14 protein-coding genes are annotated in these 15,574 nt (G+C 67.6%); 5 read left to right on the top strand and 9 right to left on the bottom strand.

Annotation, left to right across the window (positions count from 1 at the left end):
* Positions 1-117 precede the first annotated feature (117 nt).
* Positions 118-2,286 (top strand): ComEC/Rec2 family competence protein, encoded by a 2,169-nt coding sequence (locus tag E1H18_RS19045; protein ID WP_172271414.1) that lies wholly within the window; start codon positions 118-120, stop codon positions 2,284-2,286.
* Between the two features lie 31 nt (positions 2,287-2,317).
* Positions 2,318-3,070: an isocitrate lyase/phosphoenolpyruvate mutase family protein gene (locus tag E1H18_RS19040; protein ID WP_172271412.1), complete on the top strand. Its 753-nt coding sequence runs from the start codon at positions 2,318-2,320 to the stop codon at positions 3,068-3,070.
* A gap of 58 nt (positions 3,071-3,128) precedes the next feature.
* On the opposite strand, the gene lexA is transcribed toward E1H18_RS19040, so the two are convergent.
* The 7 genes from lexA to E1H18_RS19005 all read right to left on the bottom strand — a co-directional run bounded on the left by lexA (position 3,129) and on the right by E1H18_RS19005 (position 8,777).
* Positions 3,129-3,830 (bottom strand): transcriptional repressor LexA, encoded by a 702-nt coding sequence (gene lexA / locus E1H18_RS19035; protein WP_172271411.1) that lies wholly within the window; start codon positions 3,828-3,830, stop codon positions 3,129-3,131.
* Positions 3,831-4,001: 171 nt separating this feature from the next.
* A complete protein-coding gene (locus tag E1H18_RS19030; RefSeq protein WP_172271409.1) occupies positions 4,002-4,796 on the bottom strand; it encodes a class I SAM-dependent methyltransferase in 795 nt (264 codons plus the stop codon).
* A 51-nt stretch (positions 4,797-4,847) separates the two neighbouring features.
* Positions 4,848-5,645: a signal peptidase I gene (lepB, locus tag E1H18_RS19025; protein ID WP_172271407.1), complete on the bottom strand. Its 798-nt coding sequence runs from the start codon at positions 5,643-5,645 to the stop codon at positions 4,848-4,850.
* A 70-nt stretch (positions 5,646-5,715) separates the two neighbouring features.
* The gene (locus E1H18_RS19020) at positions 5,716-6,282 is read right to left on the bottom strand and encodes a lysophospholipid acyltransferase family protein (protein WP_172271405.1); all 567 of its coding nucleotides are present in this window, start codon (positions 6,280-6,282) and stop codon (positions 5,716-5,718) included.
* 85 nt (positions 6,283-6,367) lie between these two features.
* A complete protein-coding gene (trpC, locus tag E1H18_RS19015; protein ID WP_172271404.1) occupies positions 6,368-7,156 on the bottom strand; it encodes an indole-3-glycerol phosphate synthase TrpC in 789 nt (262 codons plus the stop codon).
* Entirely contained in the window at positions 7,153-8,178 is a 1,026-nt protein-coding gene (trpD, locus tag E1H18_RS19010; protein ID WP_172271402.1) for an anthranilate phosphoribosyltransferase, read from the bottom strand. The genes trpC and trpD overlap by 4 nt, the downstream gene beginning before the upstream one ends.
* Positions 8,179-8,180: 2 nt before the next feature.
* Positions 8,181-8,777 (bottom strand): aminodeoxychorismate/anthranilate synthase component II, encoded by a 597-nt coding sequence (locus E1H18_RS19005; protein ID WP_172271400.1) that lies wholly within the window; start codon positions 8,775-8,777, stop codon positions 8,181-8,183.
* A 115-nt stretch (positions 8,778-8,892) separates the two neighbouring features.
* On the opposite strand from E1H18_RS19005, the gene E1H18_RS19000 reads away from it, so the two are divergent.
* Complete coding sequence (locus E1H18_RS19000; RefSeq protein WP_172271399.1) at positions 8,893-9,102, top strand: hypothetical protein; 210 nt, start codon at positions 8,893-8,895, stop codon at positions 9,100-9,102.
* 22 nt (positions 9,103-9,124) lie between these two features.
* On the opposite strand, the gene trpE is transcribed toward E1H18_RS19000, so the two are convergent.
* A complete protein-coding gene (trpE, locus tag E1H18_RS18995; protein WP_172271397.1) occupies positions 9,125-10,660 on the bottom strand; it encodes an anthranilate synthase component I in 1,536 nt (511 codons plus the stop codon).
* Entirely contained in the window at positions 10,660-12,621 is a 1,962-nt protein-coding gene (locus E1H18_RS18990) for a peptidylprolyl isomerase (RefSeq protein WP_172271395.1), read from the bottom strand. Before E1H18_RS18990 ends, trpE begins: the two co-directional genes overlap by 1 nt.
* Before the next feature lie 139 nt (positions 12,622-12,760).
* Between E1H18_RS18990 and tpiA the strand changes: the two genes are divergently transcribed.
* Positions 12,761-13,522 (top strand): triose-phosphate isomerase, encoded by a 762-nt coding sequence (tpiA, locus tag E1H18_RS18985; protein ID WP_172271394.1) that lies wholly within the window; start codon positions 12,761-12,763, stop codon positions 13,520-13,522.
* A gap of 143 nt (positions 13,523-13,665) precedes the next feature.
* On the top strand, positions 13,666-15,504 hold the full coding sequence (aspS, locus tag E1H18_RS18980; protein ID WP_172271392.1) for an aspartate--tRNA ligase: 1,839 nt from the start codon (positions 13,666-13,668) through the stop codon (positions 15,502-15,504).
* Positions 15,505-15,574: the final 70 nt, after the last annotated feature.

Below are 15,574 nucleotides of genomic sequence, written 5' to 3'. Positions count from 1 at the left end.
CGCGAGCCGCAAAACGGCTTGGGCGGGGCGTCTTAGCACGGCGGTTCGGCGTGGGACCAGCGGTTTTCCGCATTGCGGCGAACTTGGCTTAACTGTCAAAAATCCAGCGGTTTCTGAATGTTAGGCGCGGAACTTGTCGAAACGCCGCTGGCGGCGACGCCGTCGGGATTGTCCTGGCGGGCGCTGGCAGAATCGGCGCGCGCCCAGCTTTCCATCAACCGGGAGCGGGTGTTTCTGTGGAGCCCGGTGGCCTTTGGGCTGGGGGCGGCCGGCTATCTTGAGGCGCCCGTCGAGCCCTCGATCTGGATCCTGTCGGGCGTCGGACTTGTGTTGGCGACGATGTGGTGGATGGCGCGACGCTGGGCTGCGGCGTCCGGGCTGGTTGTCCTGCTTGGCCTGATAGCGTTTGGCGCGGCGGGTGGCTTGGCCGCCAAGATCCGTAGCGATCGTGTCGCCGCGCCCCTGATGGGAGGCGAGCGGATCGTGCGGCGCGTCGAGGGCTTCGTCGTCGACGTCGTCAGTCCCGGCGCAGGCGGGACGCGGCTGGTCATCGCGCCGGTGGCGATCTCCGGGCTGGCGGCCGAGGCGACGCCGCGCCGGATCCGTGTGACCATCGGCGAGAACGAGACGCCCGCGCCGGGACAGGCAGTGCGACTGAGGGCCATGCTGGGCCAGCCGCCGCCACCGGCTGCGCCGGGCTCCTACGACTTCGCCCGCGACGCCTGGTTCGACTCGATCGGCGGGGTCGGCTTCGTGATCGGAGACATCGGGCCTGCGCGATTGGATCCGGCGCCCCTGCGTCTGCGGATCACGATGGCGGTCAACGCCTTCCGATGGAGTCTCGCCCAGCGAATCCTGGCGCGGATGGGACCCCGCAGCGGCGGCCTGGGCGCGGCCATGGTCACCGGTCACGAAGCCTGGATCAGCGAGGACCAGACCGAGGCCATGCGGGCATCGGGTCTGGCGCACATCATCTCGATCTCGGGCCTGCACATGGCCATTGTCGGCGGCTTCGTGTTCGCCGCTATTCGCCTGGGCGTCGCGGCCTGGCCGTGGTTGGCGTTGCGGGCGCCCGGCAAGAAGATCGCCGCCATGGCGGGGCTGATCGCGGTGCTGGGCTATCTGGTGATCTCGGGCGCGCCGCCGCCGGCCGAGCGGGCGGCGATCACCGCCAGTGTCGCCTTCCTGGCCATCCTGTTCGACAGGCGGGCCATCACTCTGCATGGCCTGGCGCTGGCGGCGTTGCTGATTCTGGTGCTGAAACCCGAGACTGCCGGCGAGCCGGGCTTTCAGATGTCGTTCGCCGCCACGGCGGCTCTGGTGGCGCTGGCCGAATCCTGGCCGCAGCCGGTGAAGGAGATCTCCACGCCCTGGTGGATTCGCTGGCCGCAAGCGGCGATGACCTGGCTGGCGGCCAGTGTCGCGGCGAGCCTGGTGGCAGGTCTGGCCACCGCGCCGTTCGCCATGCAGCACTTCAACCGCGTCGCCGTATGGGGTTTGCCGGCCAATCTGGCGGTCGCGCCGCTGTCGTCGTTCGTCATCATGCCGTTCCTGGCGCTCGGCACGCTGCTTGAACCCTTTGGGCTCGGCGGGCCGTTCCTGGCGGTGGCCGGATGGGGCGTGGACGGCATGGTCGGTATCGCCAATGGGTTCGCCGACGCCCACGGCGCGCAGAGGATCGTGGCCAGCGCGCCGCCGCAGGTGCTGATCGTGGCGTTCCTGGGCCTGATGATCCTGTGCCTGTGGCGGGGCCGCTTGCGCTGGATCGGCGCGCCGATAGCGCTGGCGGTCGCGCTATGGCCAAGGCCCGCGCCGCCCGACGCCTGGATCGCCAACGACGGCGCTGCCGCCGCCGTCCGCTCGGGCGATGCAGCCATCCTACTGCGCACCGACGCCAAGCGGTTCGGGGCCGAGCTGTGGGCCCGCCGGCGCGGTCTGGAGCCAGCCACCTGGAGCCTCTACGCTTGCGACAAACGGATCTGCGCGCCGTCCCTGGGTGCGCCCGTTCAGCTTTCGCTGGCCTGGAGCCGTCGAACACCTGACGCCGAAACCCTGGCCGGCCTGTGCGTGAAGAGCGAGGTGGTGGTCATTCGAGGCCCAGCGCCCGAACGCGTTCCACCGTTATGCGCGGAGACCGTGCTGCTGACCGCCGAAGACTTTTCGCGCGGCGGAGCGGCCGAACTCTATCGCCGGCCTGACGGCTGGCGCATCGTCTGGGCCCAGCCGCTGCGTGGCGACCGGCCCTGGAGCCACATGCTGACATCCGCTGTCATCAGCGCCCGCTAGATCTTCAGCAGCGCCATCTGGAGACGCCGCCATGACCCATTCGTTTGCCGCTCGTCGAGCCGCCTTTCGCGCCCTGCATGCCGAAGGCTGTTTCGCCCTGCCCAATCCGTGGGACGCCGGCAGCGCGCGGCGACTGGAGAAAATGGGCTTCAAGGCTCTCGCCTCGACCAGCGCCGGCATGGCCTGGGCGCTGGGCAGGGACGACGGCGAGGTGACCCGCGACGAGGTCATCGACCATCTGCGGATGCTGTGCGCCGCCACCAACCTGCCGGTGAACGCCGATTTCGAGGCGGGCTTTGCTGAGACGGCGCAGGGCGTGGGCGAGAGCGTGACCCTGGCGATCGAGGCTGGCGTCGCTGGGATTTCGATCGAGGACTGGTCGGGCTCGGCGCTCTACGACCTGCCGACCGCCGTGGCGCGGATCAAGGCCGCCCGCGCCGCTATCGACGTCTCCGGCCAGGACGTGATGTTGGTCGGCCGTAGCGAAGGTTATCTGCGCGGCGCGCCGGACCTGGCGGCGACGATCGAGCGCCTCAAGGCCTATGCCGAGGCCGGAGCCGACTGCCTGTATGCGCCGGCGGTCACTGCGGAAGACGATATCCGCGCCATTGTCGAGGCCATTGCGCCCAAGCCGGTGAATGTCCTGCAGTGGGGACCGGACATGACCGTCCAGAGCCTGGCCGCCCTGGGCGTACGCCGGGTCAGCACCGGCGCGGCCTTGGCGGCTGCGGCCTGGGCGGGCTTCGATACCGCCGCCAAGGCGCTGGCGGAGCAGGGCGCCTGATACGAAAAGGCCCCGATCCTCAAGCGAGGTCGGGGCCGATTTCCGAGCCTGCGAAGGGCTAGTGGTAGCGGCGGATCAGGCCGACCAACTTGCCCTGCACCTCGACCTGATCGGGGCCAAAGATGCGGGTCTCGTACTTGGGGTTGGCGGCTTCCAGGGCGATCGAACCACCCTTCTTGCGCAGGCGCTTGAGGGTGGCTTCCTCGCCGACCAGGGCGACGACGATCTCGCCAGAAGTGGCGGTGTCGCCCTTCTTGATGATCACGTAGTCGCCGTCGAGGATGCCGGCCTCGATCATCGAGTCGCCTTGCACTTCCAAGACGTAGTGCTCGCCGCCACCCAGCATGGCCTCGGGCACCGGCAGGCGCTCGCGCTCGTGCTGGATGGCGTCGATCGGCGTGCCGGCGGCGATCTTGCCCAGGATCGGCAGTTCGCGGCTGTCATTGGCGGGCGCCGTCGTGGCAGGGGCGGGCGGGGCGCCGCCGCCTTCGAACACCTGCGGACGGAACGAACCGCGGCCCTTGGGCGGCGCGGCCGTCGTCGCTTGCTGCGGCAGCTTGACGACTTCCAGCGCTCTGGCCCGGTGAGCCAGGCGGCGAATGAAGCCACGTTCCTCCAGCGCCGTGATCAGGCGGTGAATTCCGGACTTGGACGCCAGATCCAGCGCCTCCTTCATCTCGTCGAACGAGGGCGAGACGCCAGTCTCCTTGATGCGTTCGTGGATGAACATCAGCAGTTCGTGCTGCTTGCGCGTGAGCATGACGACCTCGGCTGGAGCGCGGAACAAACCGCAAACCTTTTGAATGTTCTCAAGGCGTTCCGCGTTAATGTCAAGTCGAGCAGCGCTCGGCTCGGAAAAGCCAGCAAAAACAAGGTCTAGCTTGGGCGAGCAGACAAATGTCGCTCAGAATCAAAAGCTTAACGAAAGCTTTCAGTCCCGCTTGCGCGCCACGACGATGTCCTGGTCCTGGATCGGTTCGCGCCGCCAGACGCCCAGCGCCAGGTTGACGATCTCGAGACCCAGGGCGTCGTACTGGGCCTGGATCGGCGCCAGGTCGTAGCCGATCACGGCCTCGGGCAGGTCCGGGGTCGCTGTCCAGCAGCCGTCCAGCGGGTGGACGAAGTCGAAGGCGATCAGGCCGTTGCCAGTGTTGGCGTGGGCTTCCTCGTCGATCAGGTACCAGGAAACGAGGCTGATGCCGCCAGGCTTCAGCACCCGGGCGATCTCGCGCGCGAATTGGGCCTGGTCGGCCGAGAGCAGGTGGGTGAACACCGAGCCCAGCCAGACATAGTCGAAGCTGTTGTCGGGATAGGGGAAGACAAAGGCGCTGGCCGGCTGCGAGCCTTCCGGATTGTACCGGTCGCTATGCATGTCGGCATGGACGAAGTCGAAGCGCGGGTCGCCGACGGCGATGTTGGCTTTGCACCAGTCGATGGCCTGGGCCATCACGTCGAAGCCGCAGTAGCGGCCGTTCTCGTCCAGATAGTCCACCAGCGGCGCAGCGGCGCGGCCGATGCCGCAGCCGACGTCCAGGATGGCGTGATGCGGCTGAAGGCCAGCCTGCAGGAACAACTGCTTGAACTCCTGGCCCACGCGGACGAAGTCGGCGTCAGCGGCGCCGACCAGGTGCCACAGGGCTTGCGGGGCGGCGACGGCGGCCGGGTCAATGGAAGATACAGGCGCGGGCGACAGCGCACGACGCAGTTTACTCAGGAAGGCCCGCATCCGATTCCCTTTCGGCACAAAAGCGCGCGGACCCTAGCGATGCGAAGGGCTTCAGCCAACCTTGGGGGCCGCAAGCTTGCGGAAGATGCGGTCCGGGCGCAGGCCGCAGCCGTCCCACGAGAACAGGATCCGCTCGGCGCGGCCGACCAGGTTCTCGGCCGGTATGAAACCCATGCCCAGCTCGGGCGGCAGGTCGGCGTCGCGGGCCACATCCCAGGCGCAGGAAGCGTAGCCCTTGGCCGTCGAACCGGGGTTGAAACGGCTGTCCAGCGAGTTGTCGCGGTTGTCGCCCATCACGAAGAAGCACCCGGCGGGCACGGTATAGGCGCCGGTGTTGGCCGCCTGGGTGTCGGCGCCGAAGCTGTTGGTGGCGTAGGTCCGGCCATTGGGCAGGGTCTCGCGCAGGTGGCGGACCGGGATTGGATAGGGCCCGGGGGCGCCGTCGGTGTCGATACCGGTCAGGGTCTGCTGGACCGGCGCGCCGTTGATGTGGACCACGCCGCCGCGCATCTGGATGTGGTCGCCCGGAAGGCCGATGACGCGCTTAATCACGTCGGTGCGTCCGTCGGCAGGCTTCTTGAACACGACGATGTCGCCGCGCTCAGGGGCTTGTTCCATAAATCGGCCATGACCGACCGGCGGGCTGAAGGTCAGCGAGTGGCGGCTCCAGCCATAAGGATACTTCGAGACCAGGATGTAGTCGCCGACCAGCAGGGTGGGCTGCATCGACTCCGACGGGATCGTGAACGGCTGGCAGAAGACCGCGCGCGGGACGAGAGCGATGGCCATGACCAGACCGACCGTCCTGGCGGTCTCGACAAGGCCTTGGGCCCAGCGCGGCTTGCTCATGGTGGTCGCCCCTCCAAGTTCGCGCCAGGGTAGGATGGCAAGCTTGGCCAAATCGTGGCGTCGGCCCGGCCTAGAGAACGGTCTTCAATTCCGGGTGCTTGGGCGTCACCGGCGCATAGAACGCCGCCAGGATCGCCAGATCCTTCTCATAGTCGCCGCTGGGCATCATCGCCGGGCCCAGGCCCACCACCTTGCGCTCATAGTCCATGAAGCCAGGCACCATCGGCACGCCGGCCTTCAGGGCGATGTTGTAGAAGCCGGTCTTCCAGCCGCCCGCCTTGCCGCGGGTGCCTTCGGGCGCGATCGTCAGCATGAACTCGTCGCGACGGGCGAACTCGTCCGCCATGGCCTGGACGGTGTCGCGCGATTGCGAGCGGTCGATCGGCACGCCCCCCAGGTCCTTCATCAGCTTTTCGAACGGCCAGCGGAACAGCGAGGCCTTGCCCATGAAGCTGAGCTTCAAGTTCAGCGCGTCGGCCGCGCCCAGAAAATAGACGAAGTCCCAGTTGCTGGTGTGCGGCGCGGCGATGATCACGAACTTGCGGGTCGTCGTCGGGGCCGAGCCCTCGATCGTCCAGCCCTCGCGCTTGAAGAAGGCCACGAGGGACCAATTCACCAGGCGGGCGACCCAATGCATACGCGTTTCCTCGCCTGGCGGCTTCTTGTTGAGACAACTTTGAGCGGACGAGGGGGAAAACGCCAGGTGGCGCGTCCCCGATCCGTCAGCCAATCAGCGTCTTGGTGGCGGCGGTGACGTCGGCTTGGCGCATCAGGCTTTCGCCGACCAGCATGGCCTTGGCGCCGGTCTTCTCCATCCGCACGACGTCCTCGTGGGTGAAGACGCCGCTCTCGGTGACCAGCAGGGCGCCGGCCGGAGCCTGGGCCGACAGCCGCTCGGTGACCGCCAGGTCGACGACGAAGCTCTTGAGGTCGCGGTTGTTGATCCCGACCAGATCCGAGCCCAGGGTGCCGGCGCGGGCCATTTCGGCCTCGTCATGCACCTCGACCAGGGCGTCCATGCCCAGGCGCTTGGCTTCGGCCATCAGTTCGGCGGCGAGGACATCGTCGATCATCGCCAGGATGACCAGGATGGCGTCGGCGCCGAGGGCGCGGCTCTCGGCCACCTGCCAGGGATCGACCAGAAAGTCCTTGCGGATACAGGGCAGGGTGGTCGCCGCGCGAGCGTCGATCAGATAGGCGTCGGCGCCCTGGAAGCTGGGCCCATCCGTAAGCACGGAAAGGCATGAGGCGCCGCCGGCCTGATAGGCGCGGGCCAGGTTCGGGGGATCGAAGTCGGCGCGGATCAAGCCCTTGGACGGCGACGCTTTCTTGATCTCGGCGATCAGGGACAGCTTGCCGGGCGCGTGGCCGTCGACCAGGGCCTGTTTGAAGCCCCGCGGCGATGAGGCGCTCTTGGCTGCGTTCTCGAGGGCGGCCTGGGTGCGGCGACGCTTGCGGTCTGTCACCTCTTCGCGCTTGTACGCAGCGATCTTCGCAAGGATGTCGGTCAAGCGGGCACTTCCGTATTCGTGGCGGCCACAAGGCCGGCGAGGGCGGCCTTGGCGGCGCCCTTGTCGATGACCTGGACGGCCAGGTCGATGCCTTCGGACAGGGTCTCGACCTTGTCGGCGACGAGGAAGGCCGCGGCGGCGTTCAGCAGCACGATGTCGCGATAGGGACCCTTTTCGCCGTCGAACAGGCGGGTCAGGGCCGCGGCGTTGAAGGCTGGCTCACCGCCGGTGATGTCTGCCAGCGAGGCGCGCTGCAGGCCCACGGCCTCGGGCGTGATCGTGAACAGGTGCATGCGGCCGTCGCGCCATTCGGCGACCTCGGTCTCGCCGGTCGTGGTCAGCTCGTCCAGGCCTGAGCCGTGCACCGACCAGGCGCGCTCGGCGCCCAATGCGCCCAGGGCCTTGGCGATCGGCTCGACGAAGCGCGGGGCCGAGACGCCGACCACCTGCCGCTTGGCGCCGGCCGGGTTGGTCAGCGGACCCAGCAGGTTGAAGATCGTGCGGAAGCCCAACTGCTGGCGGATCGGCGAGACGTGCTTCATCGCCCCGTGATGGGCTTGGGCGAACAGGAAGCAGATCCCGGCCTCGTCCAGCGCCTTGCGCTGCTGTTCGCGCGTGGCGTCGATATTGACGCCCAGGGCGGTCAGGACGTCGGCGGTGCCCGACTTCGAGGTGATGGCGCGGTTGCCGTGCTTGGCGACCTTCAGGCCACCGCCAGCGGCCACAAAGCCCACGGCGGTGGAGATGTTCAGCGTGTGCAGGCCATCGCCGCCGGTGCCACAGACGTCGATGACGTCGTACGGATGCTCCAACTGCACGGCAGCCCGACGCATTGCGCGGGCGCAGGCGGCGATCTCGCCCACCGTCTCGCCCCGCAAACGCATGGCGGTGACGGCCGCGGCGACCTGGGCCGGGGTCGGCTCACCGCGCAGGCAGGCGGCGAAGAAGATCTCGGCGTCCTCGTCGCCCAGGGTCTGGCCGTCGGCCAGCTTGGCCAGCAGCGGCTTGAAAGCGTCAGACATGGCTAGACCCACACCGCCGCGTCGCGCTTGACGCCGGCCAGGTCGATGAAGTTGGCCAGCATCTGGTGGCCGCCCTCGGTGGCGATGGATTCAGGGTGGAACTGCACGCCGTGGATTGGGCGGGTCTTGTGCTGCACGCCCATGATCTCGCCGTCGTCGGTCCAGGCGGTGACCTCCAGGTCGGCCGGCAAGTCTTCGCGGCGGACGGCCAGCGAGTGGTAGCGCGTGGCGGTGAACGGGTTGGGCAGGCCCTTGAAGATGCCCTTGTCCTCGTGGCGGACCTTGCTGACCTTGCCGTGCATGACGGCCTTGGCGCGGATCACCTCGCCGCCGAACGCCTGGCCGATGGCCTGGTGGCCCAGGCAAACCCCCAGGATCGGCAGATCGACGGGGGCACCGGCCAGCAGGGGCAGGCAGATGCCGGCCTGGTCGGGGGCCTTGGGGCCAGGCGACAGCAGGACGGCGGCGGGCTTGAGACCCAACGCTTCGTGCACCGTCAGCGCATCGTTGCGGTAGACGACGGTCTCGGCCCCTAGCTCGTTCAGATAGTGGACCAGATTGTAGGTGAAGCTGTCGTAGTTATCGATGACCAGGATCATGACGCCGCCTTTCGCGGTTCGTTCTTAGCCTGCGCTGGCCCTATGTGTAGCGGCATTTTCGCGCGCGGCCTTCAGTTACGGTTACAGCGGTCGCAGACTTGAGCATCATGTGCGCATGGACCCGCGTGATTCCGCCCTGGACCCCGTCGCCGTCGCCTATGCCCGCGCTCTGCTGCGGCAGAAGCAGCGTGTGCAGAAGATGGCGCCGGTGCTGGCCGCCGCCGCCTTCGCCGCGGTTTGTGCGCTCAGCTTCGCCACGGTGATGGTGCTGGCGCCGCCGGCGGTCACCCAGCACCTCCCGGACGACCGGCTCGGCGGTCCCTAGCGAAAAATATTAGCCCTAAGGCTCAGCTGAATCGCCAAGCTTCCTCGGCCGCCCGCTTGAGGGCGCGGGATTTGTGCAGGGTTTCGTCGTACTCGCCGTCCGCATCGCTGTCGGCGACGATGCCGCCGCCCGCCTGGACGTACATCATGCCATCCTTGACCAGGGCCGTGCGCAGCACGATGCAGGTGTCGACCGAGCCGTCAGCGCCGAAATAGCCGACCGCGCCGGCATAGCCGATGCCGCGCTTCTCGACCTCCAGCTCGTCGATGATCTCCATAGCCCGCACCTTGGGCGCGCCAGACAGCGTGCCGGCGGGCAGGGCGGCCATCAGCACGTCGACCGGATCGACGCCTTCGGGCGCATTGCCCTCGACGTTCGAGACGATGTGCATGACGTGGCTGTAGCGCTCGATCTTGAAGCTCTCGGTGACGCGCACCTGCGGGCCCTTGGCGATCTGGCTGGGCTGGTTCTTGCCCGCCTCGCGCAGCATCGCCACACGGCCCACATCGTTGCGACCTAGGTCCAGCAGCATCAGGTGCTCGGCGCGCTCCTTCGGATCGGCCAGCAGCTCGGCTTCCAGCGCCGCATCCTCGGCCGGCGTGGCGCCGCGCGGACGGGTGCCGGCGATCGGGCGGATGGTGATCTTGCCATCGCGCAGGCGCACCAGGATCTCGGGGCTGGAGCCGACCAGGTTGAAGCCGTCCAGGTTCAGGAAGAACAGGAAGGGCGACGGATTGGTCCGACGCAGCGATCGATAGAGGGCGAACGGCGGCAGGTCGAAGGGCGCGCGGAAGCGGTGACTGGCCACGACCTGGAAGATGTCGCCGGCGGCGATGTAGTTCTTGGCCTTGGCCACCACGTCGGCGTAGTCGGCGCGGCTGACCGGCGTGGTGAACTCCATCGGACCGCGCGGAGGACGCGGAGCGTCGTGCGACAGCGGCCGGTGCAGATCGGCCATCACCGCCTCGATTCGCGTTCGAGCGGCGGCGTAGGCGTCCTTGGCCGAGACGCCGGCTTGCGGACGCACGGCCGTGGTCAGGATGATCTCCTGGGCGATCGCGTCGAAGATGGCCACGATCTGCGGGCGGGTCATGATCCCGTCCGGCAGGCCCAGCGTGTCCTCGTTGATGTCGGGCAGGCGCTCGACCAGGCGCACCAGGTCATAGCCCAGGGCCCCGAACACGCCGGCGGCCATCGGGGGCAGGCCGGCCGGCAGCTCCATGCGGGACTGCGCGACCAGGTCACGCAGGCTGTCCAGCGCGCCGCCCGGCTGGGGCGTGTAGCGGCCAGCGGCGATATCGTCGCCTTGGGCGATCTCGGCCTGGTCGCCGCGGCAGCGCCAGACGAGATCCGGGTTCAGGGTGACGATCGAATAGCGGCCGCGCCAGGCCCCGCCCTCGACGCTCTCGAACAGGAAGCTGTAGGGACGCGCCTGGGCGATCTTCAGATAGGCCGAGACCGGGGTCTCGAGATCATCGATCAGGCGGGTCCAGACGACCTGCGGTTTTCCGGACTCATAGGCTTCCGAAAAGGCGTCGAACGCGGGTTCCAGACTCATTACTCGGCTTTCTTTCCGCCCTTGGCGGCTTCCGCCTTGGCCAGAGCGTCGGTGTCGACGCCGATGGCTTGGCGGGCCAGGGTCAGGTTGGTCTTGGTCTTCAGTTGCGTCCTGGCGGCGGCGCGCGAAGCTTCGCCCAGGTCACGCATCAGGGCGTTGCCGGACTGGGCCTGGCCCATGACGGCGAGGCGGGCGACGTCGGCGGTCGGAGCGCCGAGAACGGCGTCCAGCTTGGCCACGACATAGGCTTCGCCCTGCGGACCGGCGCGCGCGACGAAGACATCGCCCGGCTTGGCGCTGAAGGCCGAGGTCAGGAACTCGCGGCCCAGACCCATGTGCTGCTGGGCGTTCTGGCGCGACAGGTTGTCGACCTTCTGCACGTTCGACTGGGCCGAGGCGGCGATTGCCGTCAGGGCTTCGCCTTTCTTGGCGCGGGCGGCCAGTTCGTCGGCCTTGGCCTTCACGCGCTTGCTCAGCTCCTGGCCCAGCCAGACCGCGGTCAGTTGCGGCTTGATCTCGGCCAGGGCGGGCATCGAAGCGGCGATGACCTTCTCGACCTTGACGGCGTAGTATTCGCCCTTGCCGGCTTCGATCAGGTCGCTTTCGCCGCCTTGCGACAGGTCGAAGGCGGTCTTCAGGATGTCCGGCGTCAGGCCGACGATCGGTTGGCCGGTCTGGTCCGCGCCCTGCGCGGTGATCGGCGCAGTTGTGACGACCAGGGCGCCAGCCTTGCTGGCGGCGGCGACGAGGTCGGCGCCAGCGTCATGAGCGTCCTGATAGGTCTGGGTCTGATCGTAGGCCTTGCTCTGGGCCGTCTGGGCGCGAACCTCGGCCTCGATCAGCGGGCGGACGGACTCGAGCGACGCGGCGACGCCCGGCGTGACCTTGGTGACCTTGATGACCGAGACGCCCAGCTCGCCCGTGATCGGCGCGCTGACCTGGCCGGCGGCGAGGCTGAAGGCGGCGTCGCCGACCTTGCGATCGGGCAGGGCGGTCTTGGGCTTGTCGACGATGGCCACCGGCGTGCGGCCGAACGCCTTGGCGACGACAGCGGGGTCTTCGCCCTTCTGCAGACGCTGCGAGATGGTGGCGGCGGCCTTGGCGTCGGGGGCCACGATCTGGATCAGCGAACGCGTTTCCGGCTTGGCCAGAGTGTCCTTGCGGAAGTCGAAGGCCTTCTGCAGGTCGGCAGGGTTCAGGGCCACGGTCGGCTCGAGAGCCTTGGCGCTGACGCGCATGATCGACAGCACGCGAGTCTCCGGACGGGTCAGGCGCTCGCGATTCTCGTTCATGAACGCGGTCAGCTGGGCGTCGGTCGGCTGACCGGGCTTTTCGACCGAAGCCGGGTTCACCGCGAAGGCCGAGACGTTACGGCCTTCCATGGCGAAGGCGGCCTGCAGGGCGGCGTACATGCGCGGGGCCTTCAGGCCGCCGGCGACTGCCGAGAAGAAGTGGCCTTGAGCGATCTCGTCGCGCAGAGAGGCTTCGTAGGACTGGGGCGTCAGGTTGTTCTGAGCCAGCAGCGCTGCATAGAGCTTGGGATCGAACTTGCCGGTGATCGAGTCGAACGGGCGCTGGCCCGGGGCAAGCTGGCTCATTTGCTCGTGGACGATCTTGGCGACCAGGGCGTCCGACGGGACGACGCCCATCTTGCTGATCGAGGCGGCGATCGATTCCTGCAGCGCCAGTTCCTGGACGATCTGACGGTCCACGCCGCGCTCGACCGCCTGGTCGGGCGTCATGGCCTGGCCGTTCTGCTGCTCCATCGCCTTGCGATAGTTGTCGAACCGGACCTTGAAGTCCTGGGCCGACAGGCTGCGCGAGCCGGCGCTGATCACGCCCGAGCCGCGCGGGCCCTTGAAGACGTCGCTGATGCCGAAGATGGCGAAGCTGACGATCAGCAGGCCAAACAGCAGCACCGCGAACGGCGATTTGGCGAAGGAACGGAAACCGGCGAGCATGGGAGCGAAAACCTTCCAGTCGGACCGCCAAGCGAACGAGCAAAGCGGTCGAGAGCAGCGGGTATAGTAGAGCCGAAGGCGGGGGGGCAAGCGGCGCGGACTTGACTTCCGCGGTAAGCGTGGCCCCAAGAAGGCGCTCATGACCCTTTCGAGCACGACTCCCCGACCGCTGGTTGCCGGCAACTGGAAGATGAACGGCCTTTCGGCCGCTCTCGACGAAGCCCGCGCCGTCGCCGCCGCCCTGGACCAGAAGCCGGCTGCGGCCCGCGTCGCCATCTTCCCGTCAGCGCTGCTGCTGCACCGCCTGGCGGAAACGGTGGAAGGCGGGGCCGTGCTGGTCGGCGCCCAGGACTGTCACGGCAAGGCTAGCGGCGCCCATACCGGCGACGTCTCGGCCGAGATGGTCGTCGACGCCGGCGGGACTATGGTGATCGTGGGCCACTCCGAACGTCGCACGGATCACGCCGAAACCTGCGCTCAGGTGGCTGGCAAGGTCGAGGCGGCGCTGGCCGCGGGCCTGGAGCCGATCGTCTGCGTCGGCGAACCGCTCGAAAAGCGCGAGGCCGGCCAGGCCGTCACCTATGTCGTCGAGCAGATCCGCAATTCGCTGCCGGCCAGCCTGACGGGCCAGGCCTTCAACGTCGCCTACGAGCCCATCTGGGCCATCGGAACCGGCCATGTCGCCTCGATCGACAATATCGTCGAGATGCACGCGGCCATCCGCGCCGAGCTGGTCGCCAAGTTCGGCGAGCAAGGCAAGGTCACGCCGATCCTCTACGGCGGCTCGGTCAAGCCTGACAACGCCCGCGAGATCCTGGCCGCGGCCGAGGTCGGCGGGGCGCTGGTGGGTGGCGCATCGTTGAAGGCCAAGGATTTCCTGGCCATTATCGAGGCCGCCTAAAGCGCGTTAGGCGAAAGTGTGAAGCGGTTTCGCCGTTTAACGCGCGCCAAGACAAAGGCCTAAAAGGTCCCAGAATCCTTGACATCAGGGCGCCCACGTGCGCCTGTCCGCGCCTTACAAATCACCGCGTATTCAAGACTTTCATGACCTCCATGCACGCCTATCGCACCCATAACTGCGGCGCCCTGCGCGCGTCCGACACCGGTTCTTCGGTGCGTCTGTCGGGCTGGATCCATCGCAAGCGCGACCACGGCGGTCTGGTCTTCATCGACCTGCGCGACCACCACGGCCTGACGCAGCTGGTCCTGCACCCGGAAACGCCAGGCTTTGCGACCGTCGAGCGTCTGCGCGCCGAAAGCGTGATCAAGATCGACGGCGAGGTCATCGCCCGTGACGCCAGCGTCGTGAACGCCAACCTGCCGACCGGCGAGATCGAGATTCGCGTCTCGGCCGTCGAGGTGCTGTCGGAAGCCGCCGAGCTGCCGCTGCCGGTCTTCGGCGAGCCGGACTATCCGGAAGAAATCCGCCTCAAGCACCGCTATCTCGACCTGCGTCGCGAGACCCTGCACAAGAACATCGTGCTGCGCTCGCGTGTGATCCAGTCGATCCGCAACCGCATGTTCGCGCAGGGCTTCAACGAGTTCCAGACGCCGATCCTCACCGCCAGCTCGCCGGAAGGCGCGCGCGACTTCCTGGTGCCGTCGCGTCTGCATCCCGAGAAGTTCTACGCCCTGCCGCAGGCGCCCCAGCAGTTCAAGCAGCTGCTGATGGTCTCGGGCTTCGACCGCTATTTCCAGATCGCCCCGTGCTTCCGCGACGAAGACCTGCGCGCCGACCGTTCGCTGGAGTTCTACCAGCTCGACGTCGAGATGAGCTTCGTGACCCAGGAGGACGTGTTCGCGGCCATCGAGCCCGTCATGCACGGCGTCTTCGAAGAGTTCTCGAACGGCAAGCCGGTGTCGCCGATCTCAGGCACGCACACTTTCACCAATGATGTGGGCCAATCGTTCGAGCACCAGGGCTTCGAGCGCTTGACCTATGCTCAGTCGATGAAGTGGTACGGCAGCGACAAGCCCGACACTCGCAACCCGATCAAGATGCAGGACGTCTCCGAGCACTTCCGTGACGGCGGTTTCGGCCTGTTCGCCAAGATCCTGGGCGCAGACGCCAAGAACGCCATCTGGGCGATCCCGGCCCCCACCGGCGGCTCGCGCGCCTTCTGCGACCGCATGAACAGCTGGGCGCAGGGCGAAGGCCAGCCGGGCCTGGGCTACGTCTTCTGGTCGGAAGACCAAGGCGGCTGGGGCGGCCCGATTGCTAAGAACCTGGGCGAGCCTACGCAAGCCCTGATGGAATCGCTGGGCCTGGGCTCGGGCGACGCCGCCTTCTTCGTGGCCGGCGATCCGGCCGTGTTCGCCAAGTTCGCAGGCCTGGCGCGCACGCGCGTCGGCACGGAGCTGAAGCTGGTCGCCGAGGAGCAGTTCAAGTTCTGCTGGATCGTCGACTTCCCGATGTTCGAGTGGAACGAGGACGAGAAGAAGGTCGACTTCAGCCACAACCCGTTCTCGATGCCGCAAGGCGGTCTGGAAGCCCTGGAGACCCAGGACCCGCTGACCATCCGCGCCTACCAGTACGACATCGTCTGCAACGGCTACGAGCTGTGCTCGGGCGCGATCCGGAACCACAAGCCCGAGATCATGCTCAAGGCCTTCGCCACCGCCGGCTACGGCCCGGAAGTGGTCGAGGAGCAGTTCGGCGGCATGCTGAACGCCTTCCGCTACGGCGCGCCGCCGCACGGCGGTCTGGCCCCCGGCATCGACCGCATCGTTATGCTGCTGGCCGAGCAGGTCGCCATCCGCGAAGTCATCGCCTTCCCGCTGAACCAGCAGGGCCAGGATCTGCTGATGAATGCGCCGGCCAATGTGCTGGATAAGCAACTGAAAGAGCTGCACATCCGCACCGCCCCGCCCATCAAGGTCTAAAGGCGAGCGGAACGCTCAAAAACAAAGAAGCCCTCCGGTCTTGCGATCGGAGGGCTTTTTCTTGGCGGGT

Source organism: Caulobacter sp. RHG1 (genome assembly GCF_013181195.1).
Classification (GTDB): Bacteria; Pseudomonadota; Alphaproteobacteria; order Caulobacterales; family Caulobacteraceae; genus Caulobacter.
Note: the sequence above shows the minus strand (reverse complement) of the source record. Positions and strands in the feature narration are given on the sequence as shown.